General features: G+C 69.4%; 17 protein-coding genes. 4 read left to right on the forward strand and 13 right to left on the reverse strand.

The window, feature by feature from the left end; all coding sequences use genetic code 11:
* Nucleotides 1-64: 64 nt before the first annotated feature.
* From ACGFU7_RS27200 to ACGFU7_RS27255, 12 genes are all read right to left on the reverse strand, one after another.
* On the reverse strand, nt 65-463 hold the full coding sequence (locus tag ACGFU7_RS27200; protein WP_362201958.1) for a cell division protein SepF: 399 nt from the start codon (nt 461-463) through the stop codon (nt 65-67).
* 104 nt (nt 464-567) lie between these two features.
* Nucleotides 568-1,842 (reverse strand): cytochrome P450, encoded by a 1,275-nt coding sequence (locus ACGFU7_RS27205; protein WP_393699033.1) that lies wholly within the window; start codon nt 1,840-1,842, stop codon nt 568-570.
* Nucleotides 1,839-2,453: an ATP/GTP-binding protein gene (locus ACGFU7_RS27210; protein ID WP_385546936.1), complete on the reverse strand. Its 615-nt coding sequence runs from the start codon at nt 2,451-2,453 to the stop codon at nt 1,839-1,841. Before ACGFU7_RS27210 ends, ACGFU7_RS27205 begins: the two co-directional genes overlap by 4 nt.
* Nucleotides 2,431-2,784 (reverse strand): DUF742 domain-containing protein, encoded by a 354-nt coding sequence (locus ACGFU7_RS27215; protein WP_393699034.1) that lies wholly within the window; start codon nt 2,782-2,784, stop codon nt 2,431-2,433. The genes ACGFU7_RS27210 and ACGFU7_RS27215 overlap by 23 nt, the downstream gene beginning before the upstream one ends.
* Complete coding sequence (locus ACGFU7_RS27220) at nt 2,781-3,206, reverse strand: roadblock/LC7 domain-containing protein (RefSeq protein ID WP_114247178.1); 426 nt, start codon at nt 3,204-3,206, stop codon at nt 2,781-2,783. The genes ACGFU7_RS27215 and ACGFU7_RS27220 overlap by 4 nt, the downstream gene beginning before the upstream one ends.
* Nucleotides 3,203-4,579 (reverse strand): ATP-binding protein, encoded by a 1,377-nt coding sequence (locus ACGFU7_RS27225; protein ID WP_393699035.1) that lies wholly within the window; start codon nt 4,577-4,579, stop codon nt 3,203-3,205. The genes ACGFU7_RS27220 and ACGFU7_RS27225 overlap by 4 nt, the downstream gene beginning before the upstream one ends.
* Nucleotides 4,580-4,662: 83 nt before the next feature.
* A complete protein-coding gene (locus ACGFU7_RS27230) occupies nt 4,663-5,664 on the reverse strand; it encodes an MBL fold metallo-hydrolase (RefSeq protein ID WP_393699036.1) in 1,002 nt (333 codons plus the stop codon).
* Between the two features lie 337 nt (nt 5,665-6,001).
* Entirely contained in the window at nt 6,002-7,174 is a 1,173-nt protein-coding gene (locus tag ACGFU7_RS27235) for a Gfo/Idh/MocA family protein (protein ID WP_393699038.1), read from the reverse strand.
* Between the two features lie 84 nt (nt 7,175-7,258).
* Nucleotides 7,259-8,899 (reverse strand): hypothetical protein, encoded by a 1,641-nt coding sequence (locus tag ACGFU7_RS27240; protein WP_393699040.1) that lies wholly within the window; start codon nt 8,897-8,899, stop codon nt 7,259-7,261.
* A gap of 52 nt (nt 8,900-8,951) precedes the next feature.
* Entirely contained in the window at nt 8,952-9,911 is a 960-nt protein-coding gene (locus tag ACGFU7_RS27245; RefSeq protein ID WP_393699042.1) for a carbohydrate ABC transporter permease, read from the reverse strand.
* Complete coding sequence (locus ACGFU7_RS27250; RefSeq protein WP_393699044.1) at nt 9,908-10,918, reverse strand: ABC transporter permease; 1,011 nt, start codon at nt 10,916-10,918, stop codon at nt 9,908-9,910. The genes ACGFU7_RS27245 and ACGFU7_RS27250 overlap by 4 nt, the downstream gene beginning before the upstream one ends.
* 557 nt (nt 10,919-11,475) lie before the next feature.
* Entirely contained in the window at nt 11,476-12,276 is an 801-nt protein-coding gene (locus ACGFU7_RS27255; protein WP_393699046.1) for a DeoR/GlpR family DNA-binding transcription regulator, read from the reverse strand.
* Between the two features lie 185 nt (nt 12,277-12,461).
* Between ACGFU7_RS27255 and ACGFU7_RS27260 the strand changes: the two genes are divergently transcribed.
* Nucleotides 12,462-13,346, forward strand: coding sequence for an SIS domain-containing protein (locus ACGFU7_RS27260; RefSeq protein ID WP_393699047.1), 885 nt, complete (start codon nt 12,462-12,464; stop codon nt 13,344-13,346).
* 118 nt (nt 13,347-13,464) lie between these two features.
* Complete coding sequence (locus ACGFU7_RS27265) at nt 13,465-14,301, forward strand: acyl-CoA thioester hydrolase/BAAT C-terminal domain-containing protein (RefSeq protein WP_393699048.1); 837 nt, start codon at nt 13,465-13,467, stop codon at nt 14,299-14,301.
* A gap of 54 nt (nt 14,302-14,355) precedes the next feature.
* Here ACGFU7_RS27265 and ACGFU7_RS27270 read toward each other — a convergent pair whose 3' ends face one another.
* Nucleotides 14,356-14,886, reverse strand: coding sequence for a MarR family winged helix-turn-helix transcriptional regulator (locus ACGFU7_RS27270; protein WP_393699050.1), 531 nt, complete (start codon nt 14,884-14,886; stop codon nt 14,356-14,358).
* Between the two features lie 162 nt (nt 14,887-15,048).
* On the opposite strand from ACGFU7_RS27270, the gene ACGFU7_RS27275 reads away from it, so the two are divergent.
* Nucleotides 15,049-16,599, forward strand: a complete 1,551-nt coding sequence (locus ACGFU7_RS27275) for an MFS transporter (RefSeq protein WP_393699052.1) — start codon at nt 15,049-15,051, stop codon at nt 16,597-16,599.
* A gap of 18 nt (nt 16,600-16,617) precedes the next feature.
* Nucleotides 16,618-17,664, forward strand: coding sequence for an LLM class flavin-dependent oxidoreductase (locus tag ACGFU7_RS27280; RefSeq protein ID WP_393699053.1), 1,047 nt, complete (start codon nt 16,618-16,620; stop codon nt 17,662-17,664).
* Nucleotides 17,665-17,797 lie beyond the last annotated feature (133 nt).

The raw sequence follows: 17,797 nt of genomic DNA on the forward strand, positions 1-17,797 counted from the left end.
TCCCACGATCGGGGGACGACCACCGCCACGCCCACCCGGCCATCACCCGCCCGGGCAGGCCCTCCTACGAACCGGGTACGCCCGCCGCCGTGACCCCCTCGACCTCCATGCCGACCGGTGACAGCAGGAAGACATTCCGGTCGACCCGGTGCATTCCGCTGCCCAGACCAAAGACGACTCCGCTGGTGAAGTCCAGGATGCGCTTGGCCACATCCGTCTCCGCGCTGGTCAGATCGAGCAGCACCGGGATCTGTGCGACCAGGTACTCCGCCACCTCCCGCGCGTCCGCGAAGACCTGGACCCGCAGCACGACGAGGCGCCGCTGTTCGGCTTCCGCGCTCTCGTCGGGGACCGTACGGTGATCGACCCTGGACGGCCACTCGTTGCGGCTGCGCAGAGGCACGACCTGGGCAAGCCCCTCCCACTGCTCGTCCGTGACGTCGTACCTGTCGTACCTGCTCACCGGACCACCCCGTCTGTGCTTCGGTCGGCGTTGCGCCCGCTGCGCTCGCTGTTCATCGGGCAATTCTCTCGCCCCTCACCCGTTCGGCGTACCACCGACACGGTTCACGGGCTGATCGACACCGCTGACGGCGCGTCCGGCGCACCCTCGCCGGCTTCGTGCCGGTCCGTTTCCGCAGTCATGTCGACGGGGGTGAAACGTACCGGAAGCCGCACCAGAGCACGGTGGAAAGGTCCCGGCCGCCACTTCAGTCCACTGACCGGAACGTCCAGTTCTGCGTCGCACAGCTGACTGGTGAGCTGCTCGATCGCGGTCATGGCGATGAGCAGCGCCGGCTGCTTCGCCGGGCACCGGTGCGGACCGGCCGACCAGGCCAGATGGGCACTGGCTCCCGAGCGGACCCCCGGGTCCGAAAGGCCGGGCGCGGACTGGGTGTTGGCCGCGGCATAGGAGATCAGGAGCAGTTGTCCGGCGCGCAGCCGGACACCGTGGAACTCCGTGTCGCGGCGCGGGTAGTGGGCCGCGAAATTGGCCAGCGGCGGGTCCTGCCAGAGGACCTCGTTGATCGCCTCGTGTGCGGTCATCGCGCCGCCGTGCAGCGAGCCTGCGTAACGCGCGTCGGTGAGCATGTGCAGCAGCGCGTTGCCGATCAGATTGGTCGTCGGATCGTGGCCCGCGCTCATGATCAGAGTGATCTGACGCACAGTCTCGTCGTTGTCGAGATTGGCCGGATGGGCGAGGAGGTACGAGGTGAGGTCGCGGCGCGGCCGGGCGCGCCGGTCGGCGACCAGATCGGTGACGACCTCGACGAGGTCGGCGTACGCGGTGGCGGCGTCCTCGGCGGAATTGAACATGCCGGCGATGCCGTTGACGATGCGTCCGCTGTCGCCCGGCGGTACGCCGAACCAGGTGACGAAGACGTGCAACGGGAGTCGTCGGGCGTACTGGGCGATCAGGTCGCCGCTTCCGGTGGCGGCGAATTCGCCGATGAGCCGCTGGGCGACCCGGGCGACCTCGGCCCGCAGGATGTGCGGCTCGATCAGCGCGAGGCTGTCGTTGATGGCGTCGCGGTAACGGGCATGTACGTCGCCGTCGCTGAAGAGTGCGGTGGGCCGGTAGCCGAGCATGGGCAGGACCGGCGAGTCGTCGGGGACGGTGGCCTGCCAGGCGCGCGGGTCCTTGGTGAAGGTGTGGGTGTCGCGCAGCAGGTCGACGGCGGCCTGGTAGTCGGTGACCAGCAGGGCGTCGATGCCGGGGGCGAGCCGTACGGGAGCGAGAGGGCCGTGTTCGCGCAGCCGCCGGTAGTGGCTCTGCGGGTCGGCGGCGAAGTCCGGACCGTACAGCGCGAGGGGCTGCGGCGGCTGCAGGGGCGGTGTCATGACGGGTCCTCGGGCCGGGGCATTCGGGTCAGCACGTGCTCGGCGAGCGCGATCAGTGCGTCGATGCTGCCGCGGCGTTCGCGGGCGTCGCACTGCACCAGCGGAGTCTCGGGGGCGAGGTCGAGGTGTTTGCGCAGGACCTCGTCGGTGTGGGCGGGGGCGTCGGGGAAGCGGTTGACGGCGACGGCGTACGGCAGTCCCTGATCCTCGACCATGTCCATGACCGCGAAGGAGTCGGCGAGCCTGCGGGTGTCGACCAGGACGAGTGCGCCGAGCGCGCCGCGCGCGATGTCCTCCCAGAGCGGGAGGAACCGCTGCTGGCCCGGCGTGCCGAACATGTAGAGCACCAGGTCGTCGAGGACGGTGAGCCGACCGAAGTCGATGGCGACGGTGGTCGTCGTCTTGTCCGGCAGTCCTGCGGTGTCGTCGAGCCGGGTGCTGGACTGGGTCATCGCCTCTTCGGTGTGGAGCGTGGCGATCTCCGACAGCGTACGGATCAGGGTGGTTTTGCCCACGCCGAAGGGACCCGTGACGACGAGCTTCATCAGGGTCCGGGCGGCAGGCGGCAGATAGCCGATGCCGGTCCGGTCAGTGGAGGGAGCGGAGTCCAACGAGCAGCCTCTCGACGAGCGACCGGTCGATCTCCCCGGCGCTGGGGATGGGCGGTCGGGTGTGCAGATGTCCGGCGGCCACGAGGTCCGTGGCCAGGAAGACGGTGGCGCTGACCGGCAGATCCAGATGGGCCGCGGATTCGACGACGGTGAGCGCTCCCGGTTCGAGCAGCTCGCACAGCCTGCGCTGTTCCGAGCCGATGTCCGCAGGCAGGTCCGTGTCGGTGCGTACGAGTACGGCGAGCCGGTCGAGCGCGGGACCGGCGGGCCGGGTCCGGCCGCCGGTGACCAGATAGGCGGGGATCAGACGGCGTCCGGGGCCGGAGGTCATGGCCGGGCGGCGGTGTCCGGTTGGCGGGCGGGTGCGTTCATCGCCCGGGTCAGGGCGGTGACCTGAACCTGCATCTGGTAGGCGATGTCGCCGAGTTTGGCTCCGGGTTCCGCGAACAGGGCGAGTGTGGTGTTGTTCCCGGCCGGTACGACGATGGCGAAGCCCTGGTCGGACTCGACGACCGTCTGGGCCAGGCGCGGCGCCTCGACGTCGGTGAAGGCCGTCGTGAACGCGCGGGCCGCGGCGTGCAGCGTGGCGGTCATGGCGGCGACCCGCTCGCCGGACGCCCGGTCCAGGCCGGGCGACGCGCCCTCGACGAGGCCGTCGCCGGTGGCGACCACGGCGTGCTGGACTCCGGGCAGCTCCAGCAGGGGGGTCAGCACCCATGCGAGGTCACCGGTGGTGGGAGTGGGGGCGCTCACTTCTCGTCGTCTCCTTGGTCGTCCTGGTCGTCCTGGTCGTCCGGCTGGTGGTCGTCCGCTGCCGGTGCGGATGGCCGCCCGGCGACGCTCCTGCCGTTGAGGGTGCCCTGTTGGAGTGCCGCCCAGGAAGCCTCGGCCTGCTCGGGTGTACGGGACACCTGTTCCCGGTCCCGGGTGACGGCGGCAGATGCGGACCGGGCGGCGGCCGGGCGGGGTGACCGCCGGCGCCGGCTGGGCAGCTCGGCAGGGTGCCCGCCGGCGGCTTGCGGTGCCGGGGCGGGCTCCGGCTCGACGGGGGCGGAAACGGATGGAGCGGCGTGCGCCTGCATCGGCTTCGGGGCGAGGGCGGAGAGCCTGCGGTCGTCCTCCATCACGGTGAGCAGATGGGCGGGGACGCGCAGGATCGTACGCATTCCGCCGAACGGCGATGCCTCGATGTGGCAGTTGAAGCCGTACTGCACGACGAGCCGGCCGACGACGGCGAACCCGGTCTGCGGTGGGTCGCCCAGCTCGGTCAGGAGCACTTCGGACGGGCCCGCCAGCAGGGCGCGGGCCCGGTCGAGCGCATCGTCGTCCATGCCTATGCCCGCGTCGTCGACGACCAGGAACGCGCCACGACCACCGCTCTGCTGGATGGTCACCTGTACGTCGGTGTCGGGGTGCGAGTAGGCCGTGGCATTGGCCAGCAGTTCGGCGAGCGCTATCGCGAGCGGTTCGGCGGCGCGGGCGACGAGCGCGAGCCGTTCGTCGCGCAGATGGTTGGCGACCTTGATCCGCTCGTAGCCGGCGACCCGGGACTGGGCGCCGAGCACGATCTCGACGAGCGGCGAGTTCTGGCGGGCGAGCCCCGGCCAGGCGTCGCAGAGCACGGCGGTGGACTGGGTGCGCCGCAAGGCCAGTTCGTTACGGAAGTCCAGTTGCAGGATCCGTGGGTCGTCGTACTCGTGCTGGAGCTCGTGCAGCAGCTGCTGGGACTGGTTGAGCAGGGACTGGATCTTGGCCGAGGTGCCGCGCATCGCCGCACGGGCGGCCGCGTCGACACGCCCGCGCTCCTCGACGACCGCCGTGCGGGCGGCTTGCACGGCCTCGGTGAGCAGCCGGGCGGAATCGCCGTCGACCTCGGCCGCCTCCCGCAGTCCGGGTACCTGGGCGGTGGGGTGGGAGAGGGCGAGCGCGGCGGCGGGTATCCGCTTGCGGGCCAGCTGCCGGATCTCATCGGTGAGGGCGGCGGTACGGGCCTCGGCGGCCTTCGACTGCCGTTCGGCCAGCTCGGCGCGGGCCAGGGCCAAGTGCTCCGAGCGCGCCGCGTTCTGTGCGCGGACAGCTGCCGCCACGGCAGCAGCGACGGCGATCACCGCCACGATCCATCCCATGCCGTCACCGCATTTCTGTTGTCGGATCGGCCTTCCGGCCGAAGCGGCGGCGGAAGCTCCGCTTACTTCTCCGCCGGGCCTGTTTACTTCTCCGCCGGGCCCGCCGACTCACGGGCCTGCTCCACTTCTTGAGCGACCACGGCGACATCGGTCATCACCTGGAGCACTCCGGGCAGTTCGGAGCCGTCGAGCTGCCGGTACTCGCTTCCGATGGTCACCACCAGCCGCTCGGGGAGGCCGAGCTCCGGGTAGCGTCCCTCGGCGATGACCCGACGGGCCGCCTCAAGGGCGGTAATTCCGGCTGTGTGGAAGGCGTGGGCGCGCTCGCGCACGTACTCCAGATACACGATGTGATCGCGCACCCCGGCCTGGTCGAGGACCGGTCCGTGCCCCGGGACGATGATCTCGGCGCCGGTGGCCAGAACCCGTTCGCAGGCCGCGATCACATTGCTCAGCGGTCCCGCCCAGTGCACCGGGTGGTCGCCCGGCTGACCGGGGGTGGAGGAGAAGATGACGTCCCCGCTGAACACGGCACGCTGCGCGGGCAGATGGACCATCAGGTCGCCGGTGGTGTGCGCGGACGGCAGGGCGGAGAGCTGGACCGGGTACTCCCCCAGGGTCAGTTCGCGCTCCCCGGTGAAGTATGTCGTCGGCTGCACCGGCTCGGTCTGCGACCAGTCGAAGGGGCCGAAGTGACGTCCGAGGTACGCCCCGAGCGCGGTGGCCGGATCGCCGGTGGCGACGAGCGCGTGCTGCTGCTTGGGCGTGGGTTCGTAATGGATGTGCTCGCGGGCCTCGCGGGTCGCGATGATCTCCGCGTCCGGGAGTACGCCCGCGCCCCAGAAGTGGTCGCCGTTCGCGTGGGTGACGATCACCCGGTCGATGGAGACACCGTCGGGCAGCCGCTTCGTGGACTCGGCCAGGAACTGGCCGGCCAGCACGGCGTCGTACGGGGTGTCGATCCAGAGCGCGCCACGGGGCGAAACGAGGAGACCGCAGTTCGCCAGCCCCCAGCCCCGTTTCGGCGGGAGCCATGCGTACAGGCCCCGCCCCAGGTCAACGACGTCTCCACCCGTGATCGACATGGACGCGATTATGCCGACCACAATCCGGCCACGCGTTCGAACTCGGCCACCATGAGATCCCATTGGCGCAAAATCGCCGCTCATACCCGCCGATGCCGACGGCTCGGTGACCCTACGAGACCGGCGCCCCGCACCCCCATACGGCACCTTCTGGATGATCACCCACAATTCACCCGACAGGGACACGCGTCGCGGCCGACCCCCATTGAGCCGTCGCCAAACCGGAATGAGTCGACTACCCACCGAGCATGGCTGAAAATAGCTGTACCAAGGCCTCCGGTGACGGCGCCGGACAGCGGTGTCACCGGAGGTCGTCGAAACGTCTCGCGCCGGTTCCCTAACGGACCTGACCACGTTCGAAGTACGCGATCAGCTCCGGGTCGAGGGCCGGTACGTCGTACGGTGCACCGCCCTCGCGCAGGGAGCGGGTCGCGAGCACACCGGCGGCGACGCTCATCCGGGCGGCGACCGGCGAGGTGTCGGTGACGCCCCCGTCGCGCACGAACCGGCAGAACTCCTCCATGATCCGGGTGTCCCCGCCGCCGTGCGAACCGCCGGCCTCCGGCACCCGGTAGGTGATGTCGGCGTCGCTGCGGTATCCGCTGGGGCCGGTGTTCCAGACCTTGACCTCGTCACCGGGGCTGTCACCGAAGTTCTCCAGACGGCCCTCGGTGCCGATGACGGTGTAGTTCCGCCAGTAGTCCGGGGTGAAGTGGCACTGCTGGTAGGCGGCCACGACGCCGTTGTCGAGCTGCATGTTCATCACCGAGACGTCCTCGACGTCCACGATGTGGTGCAGGTCCTTGCGGGCCGTCGGCGGCCAGTCGAACTCGCGCAGCCAGTTCGCCGGGCGCGGGGTGTCCGGCTCGCGGCGTGGCAGGTCGCCGTAGACGAGGAGGTCGCCGAGCGCGTTGACACGGCGGGTGTAGCCACCGGCCAGCCAGTGCAGGACGTCGATGTCATGGGCGGCCTTCTGGAGCAGCAGGCCGGTGGTACGGGTCCGGTCGGCGTGCCAGTCCTTGAAGTAGTAGTCACCGCCGTAGCCGACGAAGTGCCGCACCCACACGGCCTTGGGCTCGCCGATGTCGCCGCGGGCGATGATGTCGCGCATCAGCCGCACGACACCCATGTGGCGCATGTTGTGTCCGACGTACAGCCTGGTCCCGGTCTCGTACGCGGCACGCAGGACGTTGTCGCAGCTCTCGACGGTGATGCCGAGCGGCTTCTCGACGAAGACGGCCTTGCCGGCCCGGAGCGCATCGATGGCGATGGTCTCGTGGGTGTCGTCCGGCGTGGCGATGATGATCGCGTCGAGGTCGTCCCGGTCGAGGAGCAGCTTGTAGTCCTCGACCGCGACATCGGTGCCGAAGCGCTCGGCCTCACGCCGGCGCACCTCGGGGTCGAGGTCGCAGACGGCGGTGATCGCCGAACCCTGTCCGGGGTGGTGGGCGGACATCGCGATGGAACGGCGCAGGCCGAGCCCGATGACGCCGAGTCGCAGGTCTGACACGGTGGTCCCTTCTGTCTGTACTGGTGGTGCGGGCGTGTCTGTACGGGTGGTGCGGGCGTGTCCGTACGGGTGGTGCGGCGGAGGCTACTTGCCGGCGAGCGAGGCCTCGAACTCGGCGCGCATCTTGTCGCCGCCGCCGGAGCGCCACTTGCGCAGCTCCTCCTTGTAGGCGGAGATCGGCTTGCGGCCCGCGACGATGTCCTTCTGGCAGTCGCTCATGGCGGTGGTGAGGGAGGCGCTCTTGCTGGTGGACGTGTCGGAGAAGTGGCCGCTCGTCGGGTTCGTCTGGTTGATCTTGAGGAGCTCCTGCTGCCAGCCGTGGATCCGGCCTGCCAGCTCCGCCTTGCCCGGCAGGTAGATGTACTCGGGGCCGGCGGCCAGGAAGGCGAGCGGCATGGCGGTGGTGACCGCCTCCGCGGTCCCCTTCGGCGTGAGCTCGATGTCACCGTTCGACGCGTGGGTGAAGTGCTTGCCCTCGATGCCGCTGTCGAGGAAGAGCCGCTCCTCGGTGCCGAAGGGAGCCGCCAGGTAGTCCAGCACGCCCAGCAGCATCTTGACCCGCTTGTCGTCGGCCTTCTTGCTGATGGCGGTGTAGCCGACGGAGCCGTAGCCCATGGTGTACCGCGGGTTCGCGCCGGGCTCGGCAGCGAACGGCACGATGACGCCGAACGGGAAGTCGTAGTTCTTGACGTCCACCAGGAAACTGGGGAAGGACTGCACATAGGCGCCCAGCGTGCCCTGCGCCATCTTCTCCATGGTGGTGGAGAGGTTGGGGTCGGGCCAGAAGAGACCGGCCTTGGCCACCTTGACGCCGAACGCCAGGGCCTCCTGGTACTCCTCGGTCTCGTACATGTGGGTGAGCTTGCCACCCTCCAGCCGCCAGCTGCTGGGTGCGCCGAACCACTGGCCGAACATGCCGACGTGGTTCACGTACGCCGGCTCCAGAACGTACTTGTTGCGCTTGGCGTCGAGGAGCTCCTTGCCCTTGGCGAGGAAGTCCTCGGCGCTGGTGAACTCGGCGCCGCCGACCGGCTTCCAGAAGTCCTGGTTGACGACGTAGACCTGGCCCATGGAGCCGTAGGCGACGGTGACGCCGCGGATCTTGCCGTTGATCACGGCGGTCTTCCACGCGGTGGTCGGCAGGTTCGCCAGGTTGGGGTACTGCTTGACCGCGTCGCCGGACAGGTGCGGCGTGAGGTCGTGGAACTTGGCGTCCAGCAGCTCGGGCACCCGCTGGATGCCCTGGTTCGGGGGGAACCAGACCAGGTCGGGGATGTCACCGCTGGCCATCATGGCGTTGAACTTGGTGAGGTAGGCGTCGACGCCCTGGTCGACGACGATCGTCATGTCGAACTGCGCCCCGAGACGCTTGTTCAGCTCCTGCCAGTAGCCGTTCTTGCCCTGCGGCGGGGCGGGCGTGGTGAACGTCTCGGTGAGGGCCGTGATCCGGCTGCCGTCGCCGGGCGCCTTGGCCACGGACCTGGTCAGCTTCTTCGGGTAGCGCAGATACGTGGCGTCCAGCCCGGCCGCGTTCCCCGCGAGGTCCGCGGGGGCGGTCTGCGCGGCGACGTACGTCGGGAGCTTCAGCTTGGCGGACGCCTTGGCTCCGCCCTTGCTGATGGTGGCGCCGCTGCCGCACGCGGTCAGGGAGGTCAGACCGGCCGCGGTCAGGCCGGCGATCCCCGCCGCGCCCATGAAACCGCGCCTGGACAAGTTGGTGGACATGGGTGCTCCTTGAAGTGTGTGAAGTGCGTGGGGCGATGTCCGGGCGGGCGGATCAGCCCTTGATCGCCCCGGTGAGGACGCCCTTGACGAAGAACTTCTGCAGGAAGGGATAGACGCAGAAGATGGGCACGATGGCGATGATCAGCACGGCCATCTGCAAGGAGGTCGCGGGCGGCACCGCGTGAACGCCCATGGCCTGCGCGTTGATGCTCTGGCCGTTGAGGACGTAGCTGCGCAGGATCACCTGGATGGGGAACTTGCTGGAGTCGTTGAGGTAGAGCACCGCGTTGAAGAAGCTGTTCCAGTAGCCGACCGCGTAGAAGAGGCCGACCACGGCGAGGACCGCCTTGGAGAGCGGGAGGACGATCCGGAAGAGGACGGTCACCTCACCCGCGCCGTCGATCCGCGCGGCGTCGTACAGCTCCTCGGGAATGCTCTGGAAGAACGAGCGCACGACCACGATGTTGAACGCGTTGAGCAGTACGGGAAGGATCAGCGCGGCGTAGGTGTCGAGCATCTTGAACTGCTGGACGGCCAGGTACGTGGGGATGATGCCCGGGGCGAAGAGGAAGGTGCCCAGTACCAGCAGCAGGATCGGCTTGCCGAGAACGGTGCCCGGCCGCGAGGTGCCGTACGCGATCATCACCGTGCACGCCAGGCTCAGCGCGGTGCCGATCAGCGTGATGAAGATGGAGACCACGGCCGCCTGGGTGACGACTCCGCCGGAGAGGATGACCCGGTACGCCTCAAGCGTCGGGTGCTTGGGCAGCAGGACGTAGCCGCCGTTGGCGTTGAGCTCCTCGCGTCCGGCGAGGCTGGTGCCGATGGCGAGGACGAACGGGTAGAGCACGATCACGGTCAGGGCGACCAGGGCGGCTGCCTTCGCACCCTGCCCGTACCAGTGGGGCCGCTCCATCCACGGCGGGCGGCCGGACGAGGCGCGGCGGCGCTCGACGCCACGGGGGCCGAAGCGGGCGGTTCGCAGCCGTGACGCAAGGGTCTGCTGGCTCATCGGTACACTCCCTGCTCACCGAAGCGGTGGGCCAGCTTGTTGGCGGCGAGGATGAGGGCGAATCCGATGACGCCCTTCATGAGGCCGGCGGCCGTGCTCATCCCCCAGTCGCCGTCGATGACGCCGTGGAAGTAGACGTATGTGTCCATGACTTCGGAGGCGTCCGGGCCGACGGCGTCGCGCTGCAGAATGATCTGTTCGAAGCCGACCGAGAGGATGTCGCCGAGCCGGAGGATCAGCAGCATGAGGATCACCGGCCGGATGCCCGGCAGGGTGATGTGCCAGATCCTGCGGAGCCAGCCGGCTCCGTCCATGGCGGCGGACTCGTACTGGGCCATGTCGATCGAGGCGATGGACGCCAGGAAGATGATCGTCCCCCAGCCGCAGTCCTTCCAGATGGCCTGGGCGGTGATCAGCAGCTTGAAGGTGCCGGGGTCCGTCATCACATTGCCGATGCTGACCCCGTGCTCCATCAGGAGTGTGGTGACTGAACCCGCGCCGCCGAGCACCTGCTTGAACATCGCGACCACGACGACCCAGGACAGGAAGTGTGGGAGGTACACGACGGTCTGGATGAACCGCTTGATCTTCTCGCTGATGAGTGAGTTGAGCAGCAGCGCCAGGGCGATCGGTGCGGGGAAGTAGAGCAGCAGCTGGATCGCGGTGATCTGCAGGGTGTTGGAGACCGCGCTCCAGAAGTCCGGTTCGCCGAGCAGCGCGGTGAAGTTCGCGAGGCCGACGAACGGGCTCTGCTTGAAGCCCAGGAACGGCTGGTAGTCCTGGAAGGCGATGACGTTGCCTGCGAGCGGCAGGTAGAAGAAGAGCGCGAAGTACAGCACACCCGGCAGGCACAACAGCAGAAGTGCCCTGTCCCGCTTGAGGCGGTGCCGGAGCGGCTGCTTTGTTCGTATGTCTTTGCGCTTCTTCCCGGCGGAGCGATCCGCGTCGTCGGGATCACGGGGCTGCGGCACAGGCGACCGCACGGCCGAGACCGGCGCATCTGCCATCGTCACAGGCACCTCCAGGGCTGATGGAGCAAGGGAGTGTCCCGCATCCACGGAGTCGGCCCGCACCACCATGGGTGCGGCCTGCGCTCCTTCGCGGCAACAGGCACATAGTTCACGACGGTGCACCCAGATGGCAAGACTTGTTCATTTCGCAGAGGTAACGAACATCTATTGACACAGAAAAAGTTTCTACGTGGACCCCATGAGCACCCCTCTGGAGTTACCCAAGACCCGAAAAGGACACAGAAGCGGCATGGCACCGGCACGAAGAGACCGTCAGGAAGCCTCGCGGGCAAGCCCTGAGTCGGTCTCCGTTGCTCGATCGTGCTTGATCATGCGTTCAAGATCGCTCCTGCCGACATTCTCAAGCATGGCCCGGGGGTGCCGTCCATACGCCATCCATGCGCCCTCCCGCGCGGCCGCACCCGGATTCGGTCAGGCAGACACGGAAACGGCGGGTCGCCACCCCATGGTGGCGACCCGCCGTTCGGACAACTGGTTCAGACGGTTCGGATGGTGGTCCAGATGGTCCAGACGGCTCAGACGGTTCAGACGGTTCAGACGGCGATGACGGTGACGCCGGCCTCCGTGAAGCGGGCGGTCGCCTCGGGCGTGATCCCCTTGTCGGTGACCAGGAAATCGACCTGTCCGAGATCGCAGACCCGGGCGAAGGCCCGCTTGCCGATCTTCGAGGAATCGGCCGCCACGACCACCCGCTGCGCCTGCTCGGCAAGCAGCCGGTTGATGCTGGCCTCACCCTCGTGGTGTACGTATGCACCGCGCTCGGTGTCGATCGCGTTGACGCCCAGCACGGCGACATCCAGCGTGATTTCGCCCAACACCCCACTGGCCAGCGGGCCCGTCAGCTCGTACGACTGCGGCCTGGCCACTCCGCCGGTCACCACGATCTTGATCTGCGGCCGGATGACCAGCTCGTTGGCGATGTTGAGGGCGTTGGTGACAACGGTCAGGGTCGGCTGACCGCTCATACCTGCCGCGGTGTCACCGACGACATCGGGGCGCACCGCCAGCGAACGGGCCACCTCGGTCAGTGTCGTACCGCCGGTCAGTCCCACCACTTCGCCGACCGCCACCAGTTCGGAGACGGCGCGGCCGATGGCCTGCTTCTCCGGGGCGTGGCGGCCGGTCTTGTAGCGCAGGGCCAGTTCGTAACTGACACCGTGCGCGACCGCGCCACCGCGGGTACGCGTGAGCAGTTGCTGCTCGGCGAGCTGGTCCAGGTCACGGCGGATGGTCGCGGCCGAGACATCCAGCGTCGCGGCGGCGTCCTCGACCTCCACCCGGCCGTTCTTACCGACAAGTTCCAGCAGCGCGTTCCACCGGGCATCCCTGGACAAGAGAACTCTCCTTACGAGCCCGGGCTTCGGGCACCCATCCCCTTGGGTACGGTCACCGGACACGCGCAAGCGTCGCACAAGGCTCCGCCCAGTCAAGCCTCCTGCAAGCAGAATGCTTGATAATGCTCGTACATCGCGTATAGCGTGCGCAAACGAGCATCACACTACGAGTACGGAGTGCAAGAGTGTCATTTGTCGAGATCGAGACAGCCAGTCAGCCGGAGTGCTGGCGCCGCGCCGCCGAGCTGGCCCAGACGCAGGCGGCCGCTCTGCCCGCCACCGGTGAGCGCATCGCGGTCGTCGGCTGCGGCACCTCCTTCTACATGGCTCAGGCTTACGCCGCGCTCCGCGAGGAGTCCGGGCAGGGCGAGTCCGACGCCTTCGCCGCTTCGGAGTTCCCCTTCGGCCGCGGCTACGACCGGGTCGTCGCCCTCACCCGCTCGGGGACGACGACCGAGGTACTGGAACTGCTCAACCGGCTTCGTGGTGTCACCCGCACAGTGGCCATCACCGCCGACCCGGACACCCCGGTCATGACGTCCGCCGACGAGGTTGTCGTGCTCGACTTCGCCGACGAGCAGTCCGTCGTGCAGACCCGGTTCGCCACCACCCTGCTCACGCTGCTCCGCGCCCACCTCGGTCTGCACACCGACGCCGTGGTCCGCGACGCGGAGACCGCACTGGCCGAGCCGCTGCCCGAAGGCCTGCTGGACTGCACCCAGTTCACCTTCCTCGGCCGTGGCTGGACGGCGGGTCTCGCCAACGAGGCCGCACTCAAGATGAAGGAGGCGTCGCTGTCCTGGACGGAGGCGTACCCCGCGATGGAGTACCGCCACGGTCCCATCAGCATCGCCACCACCGGCACCGCGACCTGGATGTTCGGCACCGCCCCCGAGGGGCTTGCGGAGCAGGTGCTCGCGACCGGCGCCCGCTGGGTGGAGAGCGGCCTGGACCCGCTGGCCGAGCTGGTACGCGTCCAGCGCCTGGCGATCGCCCGCGCCGCCGCCCGCGGTCTGGACCCGGACAGCCCGCGCCACCTGACCCGCTCGGTGGTGCTCGCGGACGCCTGACCGACCGATGGACATCGTCGAGCGCACGTTCAACGGTCCGGGCAGGGGCGCTCGTGAGGCTGCCCACGGAACCCCTCACGAAGTCCCTCATCCGGGCGTTCGCGAGGGGTTTCTGGCCATGCCCGCGCGCGGCCGCGTACGTGGCGGCGATATCGGGGTGCTCGTCCTCTCCGGGTCCAGTGGGCGCATCGAGGACGAGCGGTGCCGGATCCTGGCCCGGGAGGGCATGACGGCCTTGTCGATCCGCTGGTTCGGCGGGGTCGGGCAGCCGCCCGGCATCTGTGAAGTCCCGCTGGAGACGTTCGGGTCCGCGATCGAGGTGCTCCGCGCGGGCGGCGCCCGGCGGATCGGCGTCCTGGGCGTGTCCAAGGGGGCGGAAGCCGCCCTGCACCTGTCCGCGCTGCTGCCCGCTATCGATGCGGTGGTGGCGGTCTCCCCCACACCCATGACCTGGGCGAACGTCGGCCCCGGCCAGGATGGACGGACCCGGCCCTGCCGGTCTTCCTGGACCTGGCGGGGCGAGCCGCTGCCGTTCGTCCCCTATGACGACTCCTGGGCACCGACGCCCGCACAGCCGGAGGGCGATCCCGTCGCCGTCCGTGGCTGGTACGAGCACAGCCGGCAGACGTTCGCCGACCGCGTCGACGCGGCGACGATCGCGGTGGAGAAGTCCACCGCCGAATTCGTGCTTGTGGCCGGCGGGGACGACGCGATGTGGCCTTCGCTGCCCTACGCCGAGGAACTGGCCGCCCGTCGCAGGGCGGCCGGCCTGCCCGTACGGGTGATCAGCAGCCCCGACGCAGGTCACCGCCCGCGGCTTCCGGGCGAGGGCCCGGCTCCCGCCTCCGCGCACTTCCTGTACGGAGGTTCACCCGCGGCGGACGCGGCACTTGGGGCGGCAGCCTGGCCCCACATACTCGACGCGCTTCGCGGCGCGCGTGGGGGCGGCGCCTGACGGCACCTGGGCGCGTCGGGCGTCTGCTGCGGCGCGTGTGACGGTGCTTGAGCGTCAGACGTCCGCTGCGGCGCTCGCTCGGTCGTCCGATACCAGCACCCTGCGCAACAGTGCGGCCAGCACTGCCCGTTCGGCCGTGGACAGGTCGGCGAGGAATGTCTCCTGCGAGCGCTCGGCGACTTCCTGAAGTATCCGCTGGAGCCGCTCCCCCTTCGGCGTGAGCGCGACGACCTGCCTGCGACGGTCGGCCGGGTCGCGGTCGCGGCGCACCAGACCCCGCTTCTCAATGGTGTCGAGATAGCCGACGAGGTGGCTGCGGTTGAGACCGAGCCGGTCGGCCAGTTCGTGCTGGGGCAGCGGGCCGAAGTCCGCCAGCGCGGTGAGCGCGGCGAAGTGCGGGAGCCGCAGGCCGTGTTCGGCGATGCCCGAGACCAGCGCGTCGTGTCCGATCCGCGCGACATGGCTCACGAGATAGGTGGGGAGGGCGAGCAGGCTCGGCGGACGCAGCGCCTCGCCGTCAGCCGGGCCATCGGATCCCTCGGGTCCGTTGGGCCCGTCGGGGCGACACTTCTCGGCTTCGTTCATGGCGCCAGCATAGCGATTTTTCACCCTGGACGTAACGATGTCACTGTGTAACGATTCCCTTATGACATTAAATCCGGCGGGGTATGCCCCCGTCCGCCGTGCCGTGCTGCCCACTTCCGGGAGGACCGCTCCCGGGAGGACCGCTCCCGGGAGGACCGCCTCATGACCCGCCGAAAAACGGCCCCCTGCCCCGCGTCTGCGCCCGCGCAGGCATCCGCGGGGGCGCGCTCCACCGCGGCGCCGTTCGCGGCTCTGCTCGTCGCGGTGCTTTCCTTCTCCCTCATGCAGACGATGGTCGTGCCGGCGCTGCCCGACCTCCAGCGGGAGTTCCACACCTCCACGACGACTATTTCGTGGGTGCTGAGCGCCTTTCTGCTGACCGCTTCCGTGGCCACCGCGCTGCTCGGCCGGGTCGGCGACATGTTCGGCAAACGCAGAGTTCTGCTCGCCAGCCTGGTGGTCTTCGCCATCGGGACACTGCTCGCCGCCCTGTCCACGTCGATGGGCATGCTGATCACATCCCGTGCCGTGCAGGGCGTGGGCTCCGCCGCCTTCCCGCTCGCCTTCGGCATTGTGCGGGACCAGTTCCCGCGTGAGCGGGTGCCGGTCGCGATCGGGATGATCAGTTCCACCTTCGGGATCGGATTCGGCGTCGGACTCGTGATCCCCGGACCGATCATCGACGCGCTCGGCTGGCACTGGGTGTTCTGGCTCGGGCTGATCGTGATCCTGGTGGGCATCGCCGCCGTGGCAGTGTTCATCGAGGAGTCGCCCACGCGCTCCCCCGGCCGGATCGACTGGCTGGGCGTGGTCCTGCTCAGCGGTGGCATCGTCGCGCTGCTGGTGGCCATCAGCCAGGGAAAGTCATGGGGTTGGGCCTCGACAGGCGTGATCGGTCTGTTCGCGGCAGCGGTGGTTCTCCTCGGCGTCTTCGCCGTCGTGGAGGGCCGTCTCCAGGAACCACTGATCGACATGGAGCTGTTGCGCCGCCCTGCGGTCGCCACCTCGCATGTCGCAGCCCTGATCATCGGCTTCGGCATGTACGGCGCGTTCACCCTGGTTCCGTTGCTGGCCCAGACGCCCTCGAAAGTGGGGTACGGATTCGGCGCATCCGTTACCGAGTCGGGCCTGTTCATGGTGCCCATGGCAGTGACGATGCTGTTCGCCAGTCCGGTGGCGGGACGGCTCGGCGCGGCCCTCGGCTGGAAGCTGCCGCTCGTGCTGGCGTGCCTGATCGGCCTGACGGGCTTTGTCATCTACGCCGTGGCACATGACACGGAATGGACGATGTACGTCGGGTCCGCGGTCCTCGGGATCGGTGTCGGCTTCGCCTTCGCCGCGCTCGCCAACCTCGTGGTGAGTGCTGTCGACCCGCGGCAGACCGGAGAGGCGACCGGAATCAACACGATCATGCGGACCATCGGCGGTTCGCTCGGAGCGCAGATAGCGGCCACCGTCGTGGCATCCCACGTGATCACCGGCACCCGGGTGCCCGCGGAGTCCGGCTACACGACGGCGTTCACCATGTCCGCGATCGCGCTGGGCGTGGCCACCTTGGCCTCGCTCGCCGGCCCCGGCGGTCTACGCAGGGCGGCACCTGAACCCGTGCCCGGAGCCGGACCACTGCCCCAACCGGCACCCGTCCCCGCACCCGGCGCCGAACCCCGCAGGCCGAGCACGGGTCAGGCGCCCGGCAACTCGGCAACCGGCTGATCCGAGGAGCATCTCCCTATGACGGACTACGGACATGACCTGCTCTTCGGCGCCATCCTGATGCCTCCGGCCGACCGCCCGCAGAAGGTCATCGAGCTGGCGGTCGCGGCCGAGCAGGGCGGACTCGAACTGGTGAGCGTGCCCGACCATCCGTATCGGCCGGGTCTGCTGGACGCCTGGACGACGCTCGCGGTCGTTGCCGCCGCCACCACTCGCGTCCGGGTGTTCCCGAACGTCGCCAATCTGCCGCTGCGCCCGCCCGCCGCCCTGGCCCGCAGTGCCGCGAGCCTGGACCTGCTCAGCGGCGGACGGGTCGAGATCGGCCTGGGAGCGGGGGCGTACTGGGACCTCATCGGCGCCGAGGGCGGGCCCAGGCGCACCCCTGCCGAGGCGGTCGGAGCGACGCGCGAGGCGATCGACGTCCTGCGTGCTCTGTGGCGCCCGGGCCGCGAGGCACGGCTGGACGGCAGACATTACGGCCTGTACAGCGCGGCCCCGGGGCCCGTACCGGCGCATGACATCGCCATCTGGGTCGGTGCGGTGGGGCCGCGGATGCTGCGGCTGATCGGGCGCGTCGGAGACGGCTGGCTGCCGAGCGTGCCGCATGTACCGCCGGGGCAGCTGGCGGCGGGCCACCGGATCGTGGACGAGGCCGCGGAGGGTGCGGGCCGCTCCCCCGCAGCCGTACGCCGTCTCTACAACCTGTCCCCCGGCAGCTTCCCCCAAGGGCCGCCCGACGGCTGGGCCAAGCAGTTGGCGGACCTCGCTCTGGAACACGGCACGAGCGCCTTCCTGTTGCCCGCGCACTCGCCCGACCAACTGTTGGTGTTCGGCGCGGAGGTGGCACCGGCAGTCCGCGAACTGGTCGCCGCGGGGCGCACCCAGGACAGAGCGCCACAGGCCCCTCGGTCGACGGACGGAGCCGGAGGAACGGTGCGCGGCGCCGGGCCGCTCCTCGTCCGCCCCACCCCCGCTCCCGCGACGCGGCAGGGCGCAATACAGGTGTGGGACGAGTCCACCCGCCCCGTCGGACCTCCAGTGCCACCGGAGCGGCGCTACACGTGACAGCAGCAGGAGCCCGCGCGCGATCTTGTCGCCGCTCACGATCAACTGCGCGCCGATCTGGAGCAGTTGCGAGAGATCGTGGATCAGGTGCTCGGGGAGACACTGGCACCGGGCGCGGCCCGTTCCTAGCTGC

It is taken from the genome of Streptomyces sp. NPDC048473 (genome assembly GCF_043200155.1).
Classification (GTDB): Bacteria; Actinomycetota; Actinomycetes; order Streptomycetales; family Streptomycetaceae; genus Streptomyces.

Coding starts and splice junctions, on each gene's coding strand:
- ACGFU7_RS27230 (WP_393699036.1), bottom strand. CDS start 5,664: ATGTCGATCACGGGTGGAGACGTCGTTGACCTGGGGCGGGGCCTGTAC.
- ACGFU7_RS27215 (WP_393699034.1), bottom strand. CDS start 2,784: ATGACCTCCGGCCCCGGACGCCGTCTGATCCCCGCCTATCTGGTCACC.
- ACGFU7_RS27240 (WP_393699040.1), bottom strand. CDS start 8,899: ATGTCCACCAACTTGTCCAGGCGCGGTTTCATGGGCGCGGCGGGGATC.
- ACGFU7_RS27270 (WP_393699050.1), bottom strand. CDS start 14,886: ATGAACGAAGCCGAGAAGTGTCGCCCCGACGGGCCCAACGGACCCGAG.
- ACGFU7_RS27275 (WP_393699052.1), top strand. CDS start 15,049: ATGACCCGCCGAAAAACGGCCCCCTGCCCCGCGTCTGCGCCCGCGCAG.
- ACGFU7_RS27225 (WP_393699035.1), bottom strand. CDS start 4,579: ATGGGATGGATCGTGGCGGTGATCGCCGTCGCTGCTGCCGTGGCGGCA.
- ACGFU7_RS27250 (WP_393699044.1), bottom strand. CDS start 10,918: ATGGCAGATGCGCCGGTCTCGGCCGTGCGGTCGCCTGTGCCGCAGCCC.
- ACGFU7_RS27280 (WP_393699053.1), top strand. CDS start 16,618: ATGACGGACTACGGACATGACCTGCTCTTCGGCGCCATCCTGATGCCT.
- ACGFU7_RS27205 (WP_393699033.1), bottom strand. CDS start 1,842: ATGACACCGCCCCTGCAGCCGCCGCAGCCCCTCGCGCTGTACGGTCCG.
- ACGFU7_RS27265 (WP_393699048.1), top strand. CDS start 13,465: ATGCCCGCGCGCGGCCGCGTACGTGGCGGCGATATCGGGGTGCTCGTC.
- ACGFU7_RS27245 (WP_393699042.1), bottom strand. CDS start 9,911: ATGAGCCAGCAGACCCTTGCGTCACGGCTGCGAACCGCCCGCTTCGGC.